The sequence below is a fragment of the Arthrobacter sp. 05T45 genome (assembly GCF_056395875.1).
On sequence record NZ_JBFTKI010000001.1, the window covers coordinates 204,289 to 220,965 of the forward strand.

Below are 16,677 nucleotides of genomic sequence, written 5' to 3' on the forward strand. Positions count from 1 at the left end.
TCGCGTTCCGGCCCTCAACATTGGCAGTCGCACTCTCGCCGGAACAGCACTCTCACGCCGGAACGGGGGGAGCCGGGACTGCGGCCCGGCCCTTCGATTGCCGTGCCCGCAGGATGATCTTGAAGATTTCACCGAGGAACAGCAACACCACGCCCGGCACCAGGCAGAGCAGCCACTGCTGGCCGGAAAGCGGCAGCGTGCCGAACAGGTCCTGCATCACCTTCATCTGGGTGATCAGCATCGAGCCGAGGACGGCCCACGCGAACGCCCAGAGCAGCTTCGGGTTGGACACCGTGGCGGGCCCGAAGGCGCTCTCGGTCGGGTAACGCAGATTGAGCGCCACGAAGATGTTCATCAGCCCCAGCCCCACCACAGCCATGGTCTGGCCGACCTCCAGTGAACCGTAGGTGGTTTTGCCGATCTGCACGAGGATCAGCGTCGCGGCCGCCATGAAAAGCCCGACGACGAACAGGCGCACCATCATCGACCGGACGAGGATCGGCTGGTTGAAGGGCCGTGGTTTGCGGTCCATGATGCCCGGCGTCGCGAGATCCAGGCCCATCACCGCCCCAATCGGGGCGACGATCGCCATGTGGATCCACAGCACCTGGGCCGGGCTGAGCAGGGCCGTGCCGGCTATGGCGAAGGCCGAGGATCCGATGAACGCCAGAATGAACATGAACAGGTTGGCGACCTGGATCCGGATGAACTTCTGCAGGTTGTCGTACACGAGCCGGCCCTCTTCGACCGCCGCCACGATGGTGGCAAAGTTGTCGTCGGCCAGGATCATCTTGGCCGCGCCCTTGGCGACGTCGGTGCCGGTGATGCCCATCGCGATCCCGATGTCGGCGGCCGCGATGGCCGGCGCGTCGTTCACGCCGTCGCCGGTCATGGCCACGATGTTGCCCTTGCGCTTGAGCACCTCGACCAGCCTGACCTTGTGTTCGGGGGCTACACGGGCGATCACGCCGATCCCGTCCACCTGGCTGTCGGCCTCCGCGTCGCTCATCGCCGCGAACTCGGCCCCGGTCACCGCGCGGCCCCTGATGCCCAGTTCGTCGGCGATCGCCGCAGCGGTGACGGCGTGGTCGCCGGTGATCATCCGGACCCGGATGCCGGCGTGCTTTGCCTTGGCGATGGCGGCCACCGCCTCGGCGCGCGGCGGGTCAACCTCGCCGATCAGCGCCGAAATCTCCAGATCCTGCATCAGCGCCATCAGGTCGCCCGAAGGCTGGAACGTCGCCGGGTCGAACTCGCGCTGCGCCAGGGCGAGCACCCGCCTGCCCTGGCTGGCGATGCGTTCGTTCTCGGCAAGCACCTTGCCCCGCATTTCGTCAGTGAGGCGCTCGGCGTGGCCGCCCGGCATCCGGCCGAACGAGGACCTGCTCAGGAGGACGTCGGGTGCCCCCTTCACGTAGGCCCGGATCACGGGCCTGCCATCGGCCCCCGGCATCCGGTGGAACGTGGCCATGAACTTGTAGTCGGAATCGAACGGCACCGACGCCACGCGCGGGTTGTTCCGGCGGAATTCCCTGACGTCCACGCCGCCTTTCTGCGCGAGCACGTAGAGCGCCGCCTCGGTGGGGTCCCCGACCACCTCGCCGTCGTTGATATCGGAGTCGTTGCACAAGGCGCAGGAAAACATCACGTAGTCCAGGTCCCGCTCGGCGTCCCCGGTGGTCCGTTGGATCTGGCCGTCGAAACTGTAGCCCTCACCGCTGACGGTGTAGTGGTGCTGCACTGTGGTGATCTCGCGGACCGTCATCTGGTTCAGGGTCAGGGTGCCGGTCTTGTCCGAATTGATGGCCGAGGTGGAGCCCAGGGTCTCGACCGCAGGGAGGACCTTCATGATGGCGTTCTTCTTGGCCATATTGACCGACCCGACGGACAGGATGGTGGTGACGACGGCGGGCAGCGCGTCCGGGATGGAGCCGACTGCCAGCGCCACACCGATTCCGAAGAGCACCGCGAAGGACTCGCCGGAGGCCAGGCCCATCACGACGATGGCGATAAACGCGAAGAGGGCCGCGACAATGATGAAGATGGTGAGCCGGTCCACCTGCTTGGTGAGCGGGGTCTTCTCCACTTTCTGCCCGGACAGCATGTGGGCGATGTGGCCGACCTCCGAGCCCATGCCGGTGGTGGTGACGAGGATTTCGCCGTGGCCCCGCGTCACGTTCGTGTTCATGAACGCCATGTTCAGGCGGTCGCCGATGCCGACGTCGTGCCGGCCGATGGTCTCTGTGTCCTTCTCGACGGCGACGCTCTCCCCGGTCAGGGCGCCCTCCTCGATCTGGAGGGTTGCCGCCAGGATGATCCGGCCGTCGGCGGGGACGCGGTCACCGGCATCGACCACCACGATGTCGCCGGGGACGATCTGTTCGGCGGGGAGCTCCACAACGTCACCGTCGCGGCGCACCTTGGCCATAGCCTTCATCATCTGCCCCAGGGAGGCGGCGGCTTCTTCGGCCTTGCCCTCCTGGTGGTACCCCAGCCACGCGTTGAACAGCGTCAGCAAGGCAAGCCCAATGGCGGTTCCGTATTCCGCAATCAGCAAGCTGACCAGGGCGGCGACCACAAGGACGATCTGCATGTAGTCCTGATAGTGCTTGAAGAACCGTTTCCACACCGGCTCCTGCTTAGCGGCGGCGAGGGCGTTCGGGCCGTACTCCTGCAGACGCTGCTGCGCCTCTCCCGTGCTCAACCCGCCAGCCGGATCCACCTTCAGCTCGGCCGCCACTTCAGCCGGTGCCAGCGCGTACCAGCTCGCGTCTGCCTCCGCCGGGGCCACCCCAGCTACTGCTCCGGGATCGTCGCTCATGACTTCCTCCTCATCGCCGGGGCGCTGCTTAGAACGGGGTGGGGATGTGCCGCACGGCCAGTGCCGGTTCGGTGTAATCGCCGGCCTTCTGGCGCTTGGGGAGCTCGACGTCGAGCCCCGGGTACGGCTCGTAGGGCACCCGGCTGAGAATATGGCTGATGACGTTGAGCCGGCCGCGCTTCTTGATGTCATTGTGCGCGACGTACCACGGTGCCCAGGCGGTGTCGGTCGCCTCGAACATGGCGTCCCGGGCCCGGGAATAGTCGTACCACCGTTTGTACGACTTCAGGTCCATCGGAGAGAGTTTCCAGGTCTTGCGGGGGTCGTCCATGCGGCTCTCGAGCCGCCTGGTCTGCTCGTCAGCACTGACCTCGAGCCAGTACTTGAGCAGGATGATCCCGGAGTCGACCATCGCCTTCTCCACCATCGGGGTCATGTCGAGGAACCTCTGGGTCTGTTCCGGTGTGCAGAAACCCATCACCCGCTCGACGCCCGCACGGTTGTACCAGCTGCGATCGAAGATGACCACCTCGCCCGCCGCCGGGAAGTGAGACATGTAGCGCTGGAGGTACATCTGCGACTTCTCCCGCTCGGTCGGTGTGGGGAGCGCGACCACGCGGAACACCCGGGGGCTCACCCTTTCGACGATGCGCTTGATCGTGCCGCCCTTGCCGGCCGTGTCGCGGCCTTCGAAGACGATGCAGATTTTGGCTCCGGTGGACTTCACCCACTCCTGCATGGCGACCAGTTCACCCTGCAGGACCTCCATCTCCGCTTCGTACTTCTTGCGCGGCATCTTCTTCCCGGCGCGCCCGTCCTCTTCGTCGGAGCCCTTGGACTTTTTCTTCTTCTTGCCCACCATCGACCTCCTCGCGACGTACTTGCTGAGGTAAACCACAACACTGCGACACCGGCGAGACTGTCATCCAACGAGACCGGCACCCCGGCCCGGGACTGGGGCGCGGCTGCACTTGTCGCGGGCACCCTCGTGCGGCGTCCTGCCATTCTTAGTGTTGACCGCGGCTCGGGTCCGGTCTACGGCACTAAGACCCTAATGGGCGGCGGCGGAACCGGGTGTCTCGGCCGAGCCGGCCCCTGCTGCTGGGCGCAGGGGCCGGCCGTCCGGGCTCGGCGCTGACGCCGATGATGACGGAAACCCGCCTGGCCGCGAGGCCGGTGCGCGGGTGGCGGCCGCCACTGAGACAGAGCATCTTCCGCGCACCTTGGGAAAGCCTTGGGTTAATCCTGGAGCCATTCCGCGCAGGAATTCAGGTTCCGGGTGACGCTTTCGACGGCGGCCGCCTCGTCGCGGGCGGCAATTGCGGCCACGAGTTCGTCGTGGCCCTCGTGCGGCAGGCCGTTGAAGCCTCCCCGACGCTGCTGGCGGAGCAGGTCGTTGTGGAATACGCTGCCGAAACTGACATACAGCTCATGCAGCAGCGGGTTGGCGGACGCCTCCGCCACGCGCGCATGGAAGTCCCAGTCTGCCCGGGCCCACGCGGCGTAGTCCTCGGCGAGCCAGGCGGCACGGCGGGCGGTGAGCAAACCGCGCAGGGCGGTGAGGTCGTCGGCTGTCGCGTGGCGTGCAGCGAGCCTGGCCGCCTGGGTGTCCAGCCCGACCCGGACCTCGAGGATGTGCTCCTGGGAGTGGTCCTCATACATCCGCTGCGTGGCGCCTGCGATCTCGCTCGTGGCGCGGACATACGTGCCGTCCCCGCGGCGGACCTCGAGCATTCCGCTGTGGGCCAGCGCTTTGATGGCCTCACGCAGGGTGCCACGGGAGACCCCAAAGGCGGCCATCAGCTCAGGTTCGGCCGGAATGCGCTGCTGCAGCGGCCACTCGCCCGAGTGGATCAGGGCCCGCAGCTTGGCAGTGATTTCCTCCGCCAGCGGTGGCCGGTGCGAAGCTGTGAGTGTCATCGCCGGATTCCTTCCGGGGCGTGCGGGGCGGTGGCCCGCAGCTTTTTGGCTGCCAGTTCCTTGGCCCGCAGCTCCTTCGGCCCGGCCGAGAGCAGGTGGCCCACCGCGATCTGGCCGAGGGCCACGGCCAGCAGCAGGGCCAACGGCAGCGTCCAGGAATTGGTGGCGCTGTGCAGCAGGCCCATGCCGAACGGGCCGAGCGTCGCCAGCAGATACCCGGCGGACTGCGCCACGGTGGACAGCGCGGTGGTCTCGGCCGTGCTGCGGCCGCTGCGGCTGATCATCACCATGACCAGCGGGAAAATGCCGAGTCCGAATCCCAGCAGCACCGCGGTCAGAGGAGCCCAGTCTGTCGGCACGACCAGCATCGAGAGGACGCCGAGGGCCATGGTCACAGTGGCCAGATAGAACGCGGTCCGAAGCATCCGGGGGCGTGATCCGATGGCCACCAGCACCATGCCGGCGGGGACGGAGACGAGCTGCATGAGCCCGAACATCAGCCCGCTGTCGGACGCGGAGAGCCCCGTCGTGGCCAGCATGTAGGGGAACCAGCTGAGGACGGCGTAGGCCAGGAGCGCCTGCACTGTGAAGCCCAGCGTGATCATCGCGCCGGTGCGGGTCCGCAGCAGGGGCCACGGGGAAACCCGGGCGGCCTTGCCGGGGGATGCGTTGCGATGGGCGTGCACCGCGATCGGGAGGAAGCCGAGGCACGCCCCTAGGGCCAGGAATCCGATCGCGCCGACGCCCGCCGACGGCGAGCCCAGGGCCTGGGCAACTGGAACGATCAGCACGGCGGTGGCGGTGGCGCCTGTGGTCATGGTCAGCGTGTAGACGGCGGTCATGAGGGACGTGCGGTCCGCGAAGTGCACGCGGATGAAAGAGGGCATGGCCACGTTGCAGATGGCCAGCCCGGACATCCCCGCCACGGTGCCGGCCAGCAGCATCCCGGTGGACGGGACGCCGCGGAGCAGCAGTCCGGCCGCCAGCATCACGAGGGAGAGCAGGATGGCTTTTTCCAGCCCCAGCTGCCGGGTGAGCCAGGACGTGGCAGCGCCGGCCACCGCGAAGCACAGCGTGGGGATCGAGGGGAGCAGCGCTGCGATCAGCGGGCCGTAGCCCAGGACAGCCTGCAGGTCGTGGAAAAGCGCGGCGGCGCCGGTGATGCCGGCACGCAGGTTGAGCCCGATGAGCACGAGCGCCACGACGCCGGCCACGATCACGCCCCGCGGGCGGACCGCGCCGGGTGGAGCTGTCTGGGAAAGTGCGGAAACCGCCGTGCTGCTAGCCATAGCTAAAGGTTAGACGTTTGATGTTTGAGTCTCAGCCTCTAGTGGCGAATATCTCTGCAGGTGACAGAAAGCAACGCGGGGTCACTTAGCGCCCATCCCGGGCCGCTCAATGGGCGCTAAGTGACCCCGCGTTGCCTGCGGGCCGGACTGGAAGCGCGGTCAGCGCCGTCAGCGCGGATGCCGGGCGCTGAGCCGCTGCACCGCGAGCGCGAGCCAGAGCTGCACCCGGTCCGCTGTCTGCGCGGGGTCGTATCCGGTGAGTTCGGTGATCTGCGCCAGCCGGTAGCGGACCGTATTGCGGTGCAGCGTCAGTTCCTCGGCGACGGCCGCCACCGAGCCGTTGTTGCCGAGGTAGCTTTCCAGCGTGGCCATGAGTTCGGCGCCGTGCGCCGCGTCGAAGGCCCGCAGCGGGTTCAGTGATTCGTTGGCCATGTCCGCCAGCGGAACGTCCTCGCTCGCGAGCAGCAGCGAGGTCAGACTCAGCCGCTCGGGCTCGTTGACCGGCAGCCCGTGGCTGGCCGCGTCACGGGCCTCGAAATAGCTCCAGCGCAGGCCGTTGGGCTTGGTGTACGCCCCGCCTATGCCGATCGTGGCATGGATCCCGGCCTCGGCGAGGTGGTCGCTGAGGCTGCGGGCAAGGGCGCTCGCGCCGCTGCCGTCGTCGGCCACCACCACCACGAGGTCCTTCCCGACGACGGAGCCGACAGCCGCGGCCAGCGGCTGGGGCAGCGAAGAGCTGCCCAGCTGCTTCTGGTGGGCGGCCGATTCGGCGAGCAGGACCACGTTCTTGCGGGTGCTGTTGATGCCGACGCCGGCCAGACGGCGGGTGGCTTCGGACGCCTCCAGCGTCCCGTGGATAACGTCGTCGAGGACCTGGCCCGCCAGCGCCCGCTGCGCCTGCCGTTGCTTGACCATGTTGTTGAGCTCAACGCTGATCAGGTTTTGGGCGTAGCCCACGATGCCCGTGTCCTCGAACGGCTGCTTCACCCACAGGGTGCAGGCATCGCGGCGTCCCGTGGGGATGGGATAGGACGCCCAGCCCTCGGCCTTGGGCGCCGGGTGGCCCGCAACACTGTTGTACAGCTGGGCGGTGAACTGGGTCAGGACGATCTCGGTGCGCAGCATCGACCCCAGGTGTTTCAGGAGCTCGGCCAGGCCGCCGCCCGTCAGCAGGGCGCGGGCCAGGATCTGGTGCCCGGCGATGAGCCGCTCAAGCTTGACCAGGTGGTCCGCGGACTGGGCGTCGGCCACGAGCTTTCCGATCGCGATGAACGGTGTCTCGTAGGGCACTTCCACCACCGGCAGCCCCCACCGGTTCGCTTCGGCGATCAGGGCCGGCGGAACGGCGTCGTGCGTCAGGCCGACCCCGAACCCGATGCCCACCGCGCCTGCCCGCTGGACCTGACGCACAAACCGGCGCTGCTCCGCGGCACTTTTGAGCCGCATACCGGTCGTCAGGATCAGTTCGCCGCCATTGAGGAACCGCTGCGGATCCTCCTGTTCGGTGACGGCCACCCAAAGAATGTCCTGGTGCCAGGTGGTTTCGGCGAGTCCGGCCTTGGTGAGATTCAGGGACGGAACTCCCAGTAGGGCTGCGAGTGAAATGGCCATGGATTCAGGATAGCCGGGTGCTGGTCAAGCGCACTAAAGTTCTGCGGGGATGGTGTGCAGGTGCCTATTCCCTGCCTTGACCTGCTGGCATAGGCTCGTGACCAGTCACACATCCGTCATTGGCAGTAAGAAAGAGGTTGTACACCGTGGTTCAAACCTTGCAGAACTTCATCAACGGCGAGTTTGTCACCCCCGCCGGCACAGGATTGCTGCCCATCGTGAACCCCACCAACGGTGACGTGGTGGCGCAGGCGCCGATCTCGGTGCAGGCCGACGTCGACGCCGCCATGACGGCAGCCAAGAACGCGTTCAAGACCTGGAAGCACACCACGCCCGGGCAGCGGCAGCTCATGCTGCTCAAGCTGGCGGATGCCGTCGAGGCCAACAGCGACGAGCTCGTGGAGGCCCAGCACCGCAACACCGGCCAGGTCCGCTCCCTGATCGCCTCCGAGGAAGTGGCCGCGGGCGCCGACCAGCTGCGCTTCTTCGCAGGCGCCGCCCGCATCATGGAAGGCAAGTCCGCCGGCGAGTACTTCGAAGGCCACACCTCCTACGTGCGCCGCGAGCCGATCGGCGTCGTTGCGCAGGTAGCCCCCTGGAACTACCCGTTCCTCATGGCCATCTGGAAGATCGGGCCTGCCCTGGCCGCCGGCAACACCGTGGTCCTCAAGCCCTCGGACACCACCCCCGAGTCCACCCTGGTGCTGGCCCGGCTCGCCGGTGCGATCTTCCCGGCCGGCGTCCTGAACGTTGTTCTGGGCACCGGCGAAACCGGCGCCATGATGGTCGAGCACAAGGTCCCCGGCCTGGTCTCCATCACCGGTTCCGTCCGCGCCGGCATCGCTGTCGCCTCGGGTGCCGCCAAGGGACTCAAGCGCGCCCACCTGGAACTCGGCGGCAAGGCCCCGGCCATTGTGTTCGCCGACGCCGACATCAAGAAGAGCGCCGCGGCGATCGCCGAGTTCGCCTTCTTCAACGCCGGCCAGGACTGCACGGCCATCACGCGCGTCCTGGTTCAGGATTCGGTGCACGACGACGTCGTCGCCGCCATGGTGGAGCACACCAAGACCCTGCACACCGGCTCGCAGAACGACGAAGACAACTACTTCGGCCCGCTGAACAACGTCAACCACTTCAACGCGGTCACCTCAGTTGTCGAGCACCTGCCGGCCAACTGCAAGATCGAGACCGGCGGCCACCGCGCGGGCGAGAAGGGCTTCTTCTTCGAGCCCACCATCGTCACCGGCGCCAAGCAGAGCGATGACATCGTCCAGAAGGAAACGTTCGGCCCGGTCATCACGGTGCAGAAGTTCAGCACCGAGGACGAGGCCGTGGAACTGGCCAACGACGTCGACTACGCCCTGGCCTCGAGCGTCTGGACGACGAACCACGGAACCGCCATGCGCCTGAGCCGCGACCTCGACTTCGGCGCAGTCTGGATCAACACCCACATTCTCCTCACCGCCGAAATGCCGCACGGTGGCTTCAAGCAGTCCGGCTACGGCAAGGACCTGTCCATGTACGGCGTGGAGGACTACACCCGCATCAAGCACGTCATGAGTGCGCTCGACGCATAACGCAGACGCATAACGCCGACGCATAACGCTGCTAACTCAACCTGACGCATAACTCGCGCGCCTCAACCGCACGCTTAGGAAGGCCTTCCCATGACCACCACCGCACATGACATCACCTACCGGCTCGAGCAGAAGCGCCGCGTCCAGGCCGACTTCCCGGGCCCCAAGTCCGTCGCCCTGACCGAACGCCGCAAGGCGGTCGTCGCCGCCGGCGTCGCGTCCAGCGTCCCGGTCTTCGTGGCCGACGCCGACGGCGGCATCATCCACGACGTCGACGGCAACTCCTTCATTGACCTCGGCTCCGGCATCGCCGTGACGAGCGTCGGCGCCTCGGACCCCGCCGTCGTCGGCGCCGTGAAGGAAGCCGTGGAGCACTTCACCCACACCTGCTTCATGGTCACGCCGTACGAGGGCTATGTCGCCGTCGCCGAGCAGCTGAACCGCCTCACCCCGGGCGACCACGAAAAGCGCACGGTGCTGTTCAACTCCGGCGCCGAGGCGGTCGAAAACGCCGTCAAGGTGGCCCGCCTTGCCACCGGCCGGGACGCCGTCGTCGCATTCGACCACGCCTACCACGGCCGCACCAACCTGACCATGGCGCTGACCGCCAAGGCCATGCCGTACAAGACCAACTTCGGCCCGTTCGCGCCCGAGGTCTACCGCATGCCGATGAGCTACCCGTTCCGCGAGGAAAACCCGGAAATCACCGGTGCCGAGGCCGCCAAGCGCGCCATCACCATGATCGAGAAGCAGATTGGCGGCGAGCAGGTTGCCGCGATCATCATCGAACCGATCCAGGGCGAAGGCGGCTTCATTGTCCCCGCCGACGGGTTCCTGCCCGCGCTGGCGGACTGGGCCAAGGACAAGGGCATCGTGTTCATCGCCGATGAGGTCCAGTCCGGCTTCTGCCGCACCGGTGAATGGTTCGCCGTGAACCACGAAGGTGTTGTCCCGGACATCATCACCATGGCCAAGGGCATCGCCGGCGGCATGCCGCTCTCCGCCATCACGGGCCGCGCCGATCTCCTCGACGCCGTCCACCCGGGCGGCCTCGGCGGCACCTACGGCGGCAACCCGGTGGCGTGCGCAGCAGCGCTGGCCTCGATCGGCTCGATGGAGCAGTACGACCTCAATGGCCGCGCCAAGCACATTGAAGAGATCGCCCTCGGCAAGCTGCGCGAACTCGCCGCTGAGCTTGCTGACGGTTCGGTGATCGGTGACGTCCGCGGCCGCGGCGCCATGCTGGCCATTGAACTCGTCCAGGCCGGTTCCAAGGAGCCGAACCCGGAGCTGACCAAGGCCGTCGCCGCAGCCTGCCTCAAGGAGGGTGTCATCATCCTCACCTGCGGCACCTACGGCAACGTCATCCGGCTGCTGCCGCCGCTGGTCATCAGCGACGAGCTGCTGCTGGACGGCCTCGGGGTCCTGGCCGCGGCCATTAAGGCCAACGCCTAGCCCAAGGCCCAATGAGCTGCCGGGAAGGCGATCCTTTCCCGGCGAGCCGGCGCTACCCGAAAACGGGCGACACAGCGGAGGAGCCGCGGACACCTTGTCCGTGGCTCCTCCGCTGTTTCCGGCCTGGGGCTTTTCCGGCCCTGCATCCGGGCCCTGGCTTTTCCGGCCCTGCATCCGGGCCCTGCATCAGGTCCTACTTCCAGGCGGTCGCGTCCAGCTGGATCGCCACCACGTACAGGTGCTGGCCCTGCTCGATCTTCTCCACCTCAGTGACCCGCACCTTCGTTTCCGGAATCGTGCCCATCGGACGGCCGACGCCGATCCCGTAGCTCAGCACGCCCTCGAAGTCCCCGGCCGGCGCGTAGCTGGTGAGCGCCTGGTATCCGATTGCCGGCGGCGGCGCACTGGTCACGGTGCTGGCCGTGCCGTCCGCGGTGTGTGACTGGGCCCCGCGGAAGGTCACCTCGAGGAGGGTTCCCGTGCCGGGCATCGGGATGGGCAGGCCGCTGCCGTCGTCGACGAGTTCGGGGACCGTTTCGACGTCGTAGCTGGGGAAGCCACCGGTGAACCGGAAGCTCAACTGGTCGTACGGCGGCGCGTCGGAGGGGTGCTGGCCCGCGCCGATGGCGGCCAGCGTCGGCAGCGGTGCCGCCGGCGGGGGCGCGATCGGCACAGGGTTCTTGTGGTCCGTGTGGAACGGGGTGGTTGGCCCCGGCACGGACCAGTCGTGGGTGACCGTGGAGGAGATCACCTTGTCGCCTGGTTGCGGCGGTGCCGTTTCGTCGGCATCCCCGGTTGCCGACGGCGACGGGCCGGCGGTCGGGCCGGCGGAGGCGGTCGGGGACTGCGACGGCGGCTGGCTGCCGGCGGAGGGCTGCGGGGCAGGCGGCGTGCAGGCAGTCAGGACCAGCAGGAGCGTCAGGGTTCCCAGTCCCGCGGCCCGCGTCCGTCCGTTGCGAATGGCGTCCATGGTGCGCTCCCCTCGACCATTCCAGCGTAGGTCCGGAAGATTGTGCTGGTCAGGGTAATAAGTCACCACCTTTTTGAGGTTCCGCTGGACTAGAGTCGTTCCTATCCACTGCAGGAACGCAGACCGGCCGACGTCGCCCGGAACCCCCGGGGCGCAGCTGGCATCTGCCCCAGACCCAAAAGGGGTTCATACATGCGATACGTAGTCGGCTATACACCCACCGAACGTGGTGCGGACGCCGTTGCCCTGGCCTCAGCCATGGCCCGCGCGCAGGGAGCGCATCTCGACCTGGTCTATGTGGTGGATCGGCACACGCCCTATGTGGCGATGAATCCGGAAGGAAACCAGGTCAGCGCCGCGGAGCAGCAGATCCGCTCAGCGGAACGCCAGGGAATGGAACTAGTCCCTGAGGGGCTGGAGGCGCACTTCCATGTCCGACAGGCAGAATCGTTCGCGGCCGGCCTCATTGAGGCCGCACTCGAGTACAGGGCAGGCTTGATCGTGGTGGGTGCCGCCAGCAGCGGCCTGTTCAAGCGCCATACCGTGGGCAATGTGGCCAACGCCCTGCTGCACGCTGCCCCGGTTCCGGTGGCACTGGCGCCGCGCGGCTACCGCCATACCGAAGCCATCACGCGTCTGACCCTCGCGGTGGGCCAGCGCGTCGGAGCGGAGGCGGCGATCGACGTCGCGATCGAATCCGCCGAGCGCCGCGGGGTGCCACTTCGGCTGGTTTCCCTCGTGGAACTGGACGTCGAGGGGGACGGCGGGGAGAACGTCAACGCCGCCCACATCCACGCCAACACCGTCCTCGCTGCCGCCGCGCACCGTCTGCCCGAGGGCCACCACGTCAGCGTGGAGGTCGCCCACGGCCGCACGATCGAGGAAGCGATCGATGACCTGGAATGGGACGACGGCGAGGTCATGATCGTCGGGTCCTCCCGCCTGGCGGAGAAGCACAAACTGTTCATTGGCAGCACGGCTTTCAAGGTGCTGCGGGCGCTCCCCGTTCCCATGGTCGTGGTCCCGCGCGACTACCAGCGGGTGGATGCCTTCCCGGAGGTCTGAGGCCCCGGGGCCAGGACCGCCCAATACGCGGGAATGTTGCTGGGCGGTCCACCGGCCTCCATCGGCACCGTCTTCAGGACGGTGGGTCCCTCCGCGATGAGGGTCCAGCGGTCCGGGGGAAACACGCGGGAGCGTTGCCCGGCACCGAAGTGGCCCGGTTTCGGCAACGAGCCTATGGCCTGGCGGAGCGGTCCAGGGATCCGCTTGCCGGTGGCGCCGAGTTCCCTCAGGTAGCTCAGGGCGCCGCCCGGGACGTTCGTTTCGACGAGGTAGATCCTGCCCCGGGTGCCCAGGAGCGCTTCGATGGAGCCTGCGAGGCGTGCCTGCTGACGCCGGCTGAGGACATGGAGCACGCCGCGGACAAAGACGTTGGCGTCGCCGAGTTCGCGCGCCAGCGCAGCCGCCGCGGCCGGCTGCGTGGCATCCAGGCTCCGGAAACTGAGGCCCGCGACCTGCGGCTGCGCGGAATGCGCGGCTGCCACGGCCTGGGGTGAGACGTCGACGCCGAGGACCGAGGCGAAGATGGCGGTGAGCCGCCGTGTGATGGTGCCGTTCCCGCAGCCGAGATCGATCACCGGAAGGCTGGTGTCCATCGCGCCGGCCATCACCTGCAGGTGGTGCCGGATCTCTTCGTTCCCGGCGCCCGGGGCGGCGTCCCAGATGACCGGTTCCCGGAGGGACCCCTGGGACACGCCGCGCCAGAAGGCATCCCAGCGCCGGTCCGGGCGGCTCGGACGGTGCAGGGAGAGCACGGCAACCCTGGCCGCGAGCCGGACAGTGTCCGCCACCCTGTGCACGCGTTTTCCTGTCTTGCGTGTTCCTGTCTTGCGTCTGCCCGCCGGAACGCTCACGCGACGGCGCCGTCTCTGTGCCCGAGCAGGTCCGTCATGTCCGCCACCGGGAGCGGGCGGCTGAAGAAATACCCCTGGCCGAATTCGCAGTTCAGCTGCCGCAGCCTGTTGGCTTGCTCCCTGTCCTCGATGCCTTCGGCGACTGCGCCCAGCCCGGCCGAATGGATCAGCTGCAGGATGGCGGCGACGAAGGTTTCCTGCTGCCGGTCCGTGGTCAGCCCGTCGAGCAGGGACTTATCGATCTTCGCCTGCGCGGCGGGGAGCGTGCGCAGGTAGCTGATGGAGGAATAGCCGGTGCCGAAGTCGTCGATCTCGATCCGGACGCCGAGGTCATTGAGTGACTGCATGGTGGCGGCCACCTCGGGGCCGCCGCGCATGATCGCGGTTTCGGTGATTTCGATCGAGATATGGCGGGGCTCGACGCCGTGCTGGGCCAGCAGGCCTTCGACGTAGGGTGCCAGATCGACGTGGTGCAGGTCCGCGGGGGAGAGGTTGATGTGCGTGCTGAAGTCCGCGGAAAGCCCCGGATCTGACTTCCAGCGGCCGGTTTGTGCGATGGCGTTCCGGAGCACCCAGTGGCCGATTTCCACGGTGAGCCCGGCCTCGTCGGCGGCGTCGAGGAAGGTATCCGGCCCCAGCAGGCCCAAGGCGGGGTGGCGCCAGCGGATCAGGGCCTCGGCGCCGGCGATCGCTCCGGTGCGCAGGTCCATGATGGGCTGGTACTCCAGCTCGAGCTGGTCCATCGCCAGTGCCGTCCGCAGCTCCGCCACCTGGTGGACCCGCTGCTTGGCGGCCTCGTGCATGGCCGCGGAAAACACCAGGAGGGTGTCCCTGCCGCGTTTCTTGGCCTCGTGCATGGCGATGTCGGCATCGCGGATGAGTTCCTCGCTTCGCAGGCCCGGTTCCCCCAGCCGGACACCGGTGCCGGCCGTGAGGGCGACCGCCACACCGCCGGCAACGATTCTGTCCTTCAGTGATTCGCCGAGCCGGGCAGCGGTCTGCAGCACGGACTCCGTGTCCTGGTCTGCGACGAGCACCGCGAATTCATCGCCGCTGAGGCGCGCGATCAAGTGGCCGGGTCCGGCCGCGGCGCTAAGCCGCAGGGCCGTCTCGCGCAGCACGGCGTCCCCGGCGGCGTGGCCGAGGCTGTCGTTGATGAGCCGGAAGGAATCAAGGTCCATCAGGATCAGGGCCGGCTGGCGTCCCGTGCCGGCCCCGGCAACTGCTTCGGCCACTTTTTCCTGCAGCAGCGAGCGGCTGGCCAGGCCGGTCAGCTCATCGGTGTTGATGACGCGCCGGAGTTCGGCTTTGGCCGCCTCCAGGAGCGCGGTCCGCTCGGCGACCCGGACTTCCAGGTCCTCGTACATGCTCTGGAGCTCTTCGGCCAGGAGGTTGATGCCGGTGGTGACCGCGTCTATCCCGTCCCGGGCCGGTGAGACCGGCAGCCGGTTCGACAGATCGCCCGAGGACAGTACGACGATGCCGTCCACGAGGTCCTCGAGGCGGCGGTCATCATCACGCCCCGTCATGGCCCTGCGAGGTCAGCCAGCGGACCGCCTCTTCACGGTTGGTGAAAAAGCGTGTCGGAACCGGCGCGGAATTGACGCCGAGGAAGAAGTTGGCGAGGACCCGGTCCACGGCGGAGGAGCCGAGGAGCGCGATTGCCGAGGCGTCGCAGTGCTTGGCGAACACGGCCCGGGCGGCCCGGCTGACGGACTCCGTGGTGGCCATGTCGATCAGCAGCGGCGTGGGCCGGCCGCCGCACAACTCATTGACACGATCCATGGCCAGCTGGGCGTTGGGGGCATCAATCACGACGCCGCGGGCCCACTGAAGGCGCAAGATGCCGTTGCTGTCGAAGTCCAGGGACGAGATGTCGCGCCCGCCCTGAGTTTCACGATCCTCTTGTGGCACCAGCAATCCTCAATTTCGCCCCGACATGTCCCCTTCATGATGACACTAACGCACGGCGGCAGGGGCAAGCGGGCCGCCAACCCGCCGGGGCCGGTAGTGCTAGGCGGCGGCGCGGGCCCGTTTCCGGGTCACGGAGTTCTTCCGGGCCGTGTGCAGCATGTCCACGGTCAGTACCAGCAGCGCCAGCCAGACGACGCCGAAACCGGCCCACCGGGCAGGTGTCATGGTTTCCTTGAACACGACGAGCGCCACGATGAACTGCAGGACGGGCGCGAAGTACTGCAGCAGCCCGATCGTGGTCATCGGCAGACGGCGGGCGGACGCGCCGAAGAACAGCAGGGGCACCGCGGTGATGACGCCCGACGCCACCAGCAGCCAGAAATGTTCCGCACCGTTTCCGGCCAGAGTTGCCGACCCGCTGACCGCGAGGAAGATCATGGTGGCCGCAGCTACGGGCGCCAGGACGATCGTCTCCACAGTGAGGCTTGTGATCGCCTCCGCCCGCGGGCCCACGCGCTTCTTGACGAATCCGTACAGGCCAAAGCTCAGCGCGAGTGTCAGTGCTATCCAGGGGAGCTTGCCGTAGGAGACCGTCAGCACTCCGACGGCCACGAAGCCGATGCCGACGGCGGCCCACTGCAGCGGCCGCAGCTTCTCTTTCAGGACGAAGACCCCCAGCAATACGGAGACCAGCGGGTTGATGAAGTAGCCCAGGGAGGCCTCGACGGCCTGGCCGGTGGTCACGCCGTAGGTGTACGTCAGCCAGTTCACCGCGATCAGGGCAGCGGCGATGGACAGCGGCCCAATCACCGTGCGGTCCCGGAAAGCAGCAGCCAGCACCCGCCAGGACCGTGTGACGGTGATGAGCAGGACGCAGAACAGGAGGGACCAGACCACCCGGTTGGCGACGATTTCGACCGCGCCGGCCGGATGCAGGACGTAGAAGTACAGGGGCAGCAGCCCCCAGAGCCCGTAGGCGCCGATACCGAACAGGATTCCCGCCGTCGTCTCCTTGTCCACCGGTGCCGGTCCGCCCGGCCGGGCCGGCGCCGGCCCAGCGGCCGGGCCGGCCGGCGCTGTCAATGGGGCGGGGGACAAGGATCCTTCGGGCTTAGACACAAGACCAATAACACCACCTGCGCGGCGCCTATTCCTGCCAATCGGAGCGCGAGCGGGCCGGTCACATTTAGAATGGGGGCCTGTG

General features: G+C 67.7%; 13 protein-coding genes. 3 read left to right on the forward strand and 10 right to left on the reverse strand.

Going from position 1 to position 16,677, the window contains the following annotated elements:
- Positions 1–52: 52 nt before the first annotated feature.
- From AC1DGD_RS00960 to AC1DGD_RS00980, 5 genes are all read right to left on the reverse strand, one after another.
- A complete protein-coding gene (locus AC1DGD_RS00960; RefSeq protein WP_476855622.1) occupies positions 53–2,821 on the reverse strand; it encodes a cation-translocating P-type ATPase in 2,769 nt (922 codons plus the stop codon).
- Positions 2,822–2,849: 28 nt separating this feature from the next.
- Complete coding sequence (gene ppk2 / locus AC1DGD_RS00965) at positions 2,850–3,719, reverse strand: polyphosphate kinase 2 (protein ID WP_476855623.1); 870 nt, start codon at positions 3,717–3,719, stop codon at positions 2,850–2,852.
- Positions 3,720–4,060: 341 nt separating this feature from the next.
- A complete protein-coding gene (locus tag AC1DGD_RS00970) occupies positions 4,061–4,741 on the reverse strand; it encodes a FadR/GntR family transcriptional regulator (RefSeq protein WP_223913963.1) in 681 nt (226 codons plus the stop codon).
- Entirely contained in the window at positions 4,738–6,030 is a 1,293-nt protein-coding gene (locus AC1DGD_RS00975) for an MFS transporter (protein ID WP_230008338.1), read from the reverse strand. The genes AC1DGD_RS00970 and AC1DGD_RS00975 overlap by 4 nt, the downstream gene beginning before the upstream one ends.
- 168 nt (positions 6,031–6,198) lie before the next feature.
- The gene (locus tag AC1DGD_RS00980; protein WP_079550035.1) at positions 6,199–7,641 is read right to left on the reverse strand and encodes a PucR family transcriptional regulator; all 1,443 of its coding nucleotides are present in this window, start codon (positions 7,639–7,641) and stop codon (positions 6,199–6,201) included.
- A 146-nt stretch (positions 7,642–7,787) separates the two neighbouring features.
- On the opposite strand from AC1DGD_RS00980, the gene AC1DGD_RS00985 reads away from it, so the two are divergent.
- Together AC1DGD_RS00985 and gabT are read left to right on the forward strand one after the other, a co-directional pair.
- Positions 7,788–9,218, forward strand: coding sequence for a gamma-aminobutyraldehyde dehydrogenase (locus AC1DGD_RS00985; protein WP_476855624.1), 1,431 nt, complete (start codon positions 7,788–7,790; stop codon positions 9,216–9,218).
- A 90-nt stretch (positions 9,219–9,308) separates the two neighbouring features.
- Positions 9,309–10,673: a 4-aminobutyrate--2-oxoglutarate transaminase gene (gene gabT, locus AC1DGD_RS00990; protein ID WP_223913725.1), complete on the forward strand. Its 1,365-nt coding sequence runs from the start codon at positions 9,309–9,311 to the stop codon at positions 10,671–10,673.
- A gap of 193 nt (positions 10,674–10,866) precedes the next feature.
- Here the strand turns inward: gabT and AC1DGD_RS00995 are convergent, their stop codons facing one another.
- The gene (locus AC1DGD_RS00995) at positions 10,867–11,643 is read right to left on the reverse strand and encodes an AMIN-like domain-containing (lipo)protein (RefSeq protein ID WP_476855625.1); all 777 of its coding nucleotides are present in this window, start codon (positions 11,641–11,643) and stop codon (positions 10,867–10,869) included.
- Positions 11,644–11,835: 192 nt separating this feature from the next.
- Here AC1DGD_RS00995 and AC1DGD_RS01000 point away from each other — a divergent pair, with 192 nt between their 5' ends.
- Positions 11,836–12,708, forward strand: coding sequence for a universal stress protein (locus AC1DGD_RS01000; protein ID WP_223913727.1), 873 nt, complete (start codon positions 11,836–11,838; stop codon positions 12,706–12,708).
- Here AC1DGD_RS01000 and AC1DGD_RS01005 read toward each other — a convergent pair.
- From AC1DGD_RS01005 to rarD, 4 genes are all read right to left on the reverse strand, one after another.
- Positions 12,675–13,505, reverse strand: a complete 831-nt coding sequence (locus AC1DGD_RS01005) for a class I SAM-dependent methyltransferase (protein WP_476855626.1) — start codon at positions 13,503–13,505, stop codon at positions 12,675–12,677. The genes AC1DGD_RS01000 and AC1DGD_RS01005 overlap by 34 nt on opposite strands.
- 50 nt (positions 13,506–13,555) lie before the next feature.
- A complete protein-coding gene (locus AC1DGD_RS01010; RefSeq protein WP_223913729.1) occupies positions 13,556–15,088 on the reverse strand; it encodes a putative bifunctional diguanylate cyclase/phosphodiesterase in 1,533 nt (510 codons plus the stop codon).
- Positions 15,075–15,479, reverse strand: coding sequence for a DUF7793 family protein (locus tag AC1DGD_RS01015; RefSeq protein WP_476855627.1), 405 nt, complete (start codon positions 15,477–15,479; stop codon positions 15,075–15,077). Before AC1DGD_RS01015 ends, AC1DGD_RS01010 begins: the two co-directional genes overlap by 14 nt.
- 93 nt (positions 15,480–15,572) lie before the next feature.
- Complete coding sequence (gene rarD, locus AC1DGD_RS01020) at positions 15,573–16,592, reverse strand: EamA family transporter RarD (protein ID WP_476855628.1); 1,020 nt, start codon at positions 16,590–16,592, stop codon at positions 15,573–15,575.
- Positions 16,593–16,677 lie beyond the last annotated feature (85 nt).

Bases quoted from the DNA above. Each gene is read 5' to 3' on its own strand.
- AC1DGD_RS00980 (WP_079550035.1), bottom strand. From the start codon at position 7,641: ATGGCCATTTCACTCGCAGCCCTACTGGGAGTTCCGTCCCTGAATCTC.
- AC1DGD_RS01010 (WP_223913729.1), bottom strand. From the start codon at position 15,088: ATGACGGGGCGTGATGATGACCGCCGCCTCGAGGACCTCGTGGACGGC.
- AC1DGD_RS00975 (WP_230008338.1), bottom strand. From the start codon at position 6,030: ATGGCTAGCAGCACGGCGGTTTCCGCACTTTCCCAGACAGCTCCACCC.
- AC1DGD_RS00970 (WP_223913963.1), bottom strand. From the start codon at position 4,741: ATGACACTCACAGCTTCGCACCGGCCACCGCTGGCGGAGGAAATCACT.
- gabT (WP_223913725.1), top strand. From the start codon at position 9,309: ATGACCACCACCGCACATGACATCACCTACCGGCTCGAGCAGAAGCGC.
- AC1DGD_RS00995 (WP_476855625.1), bottom strand. From the start codon at position 11,643: ATGGACGCCATTCGCAACGGACGGACGCGGGCCGCGGGACTGGGAACC.
- AC1DGD_RS01000 (WP_223913727.1), top strand. From the start codon at position 11,836: ATGCGATACGTAGTCGGCTATACACCCACCGAACGTGGTGCGGACGCC.
- AC1DGD_RS00960 (WP_476855622.1), bottom strand. From the start codon at position 2,821: ATGAGCGACGATCCCGGAGCAGTAGCTGGGGTGGCCCCGGCGGAGGCA.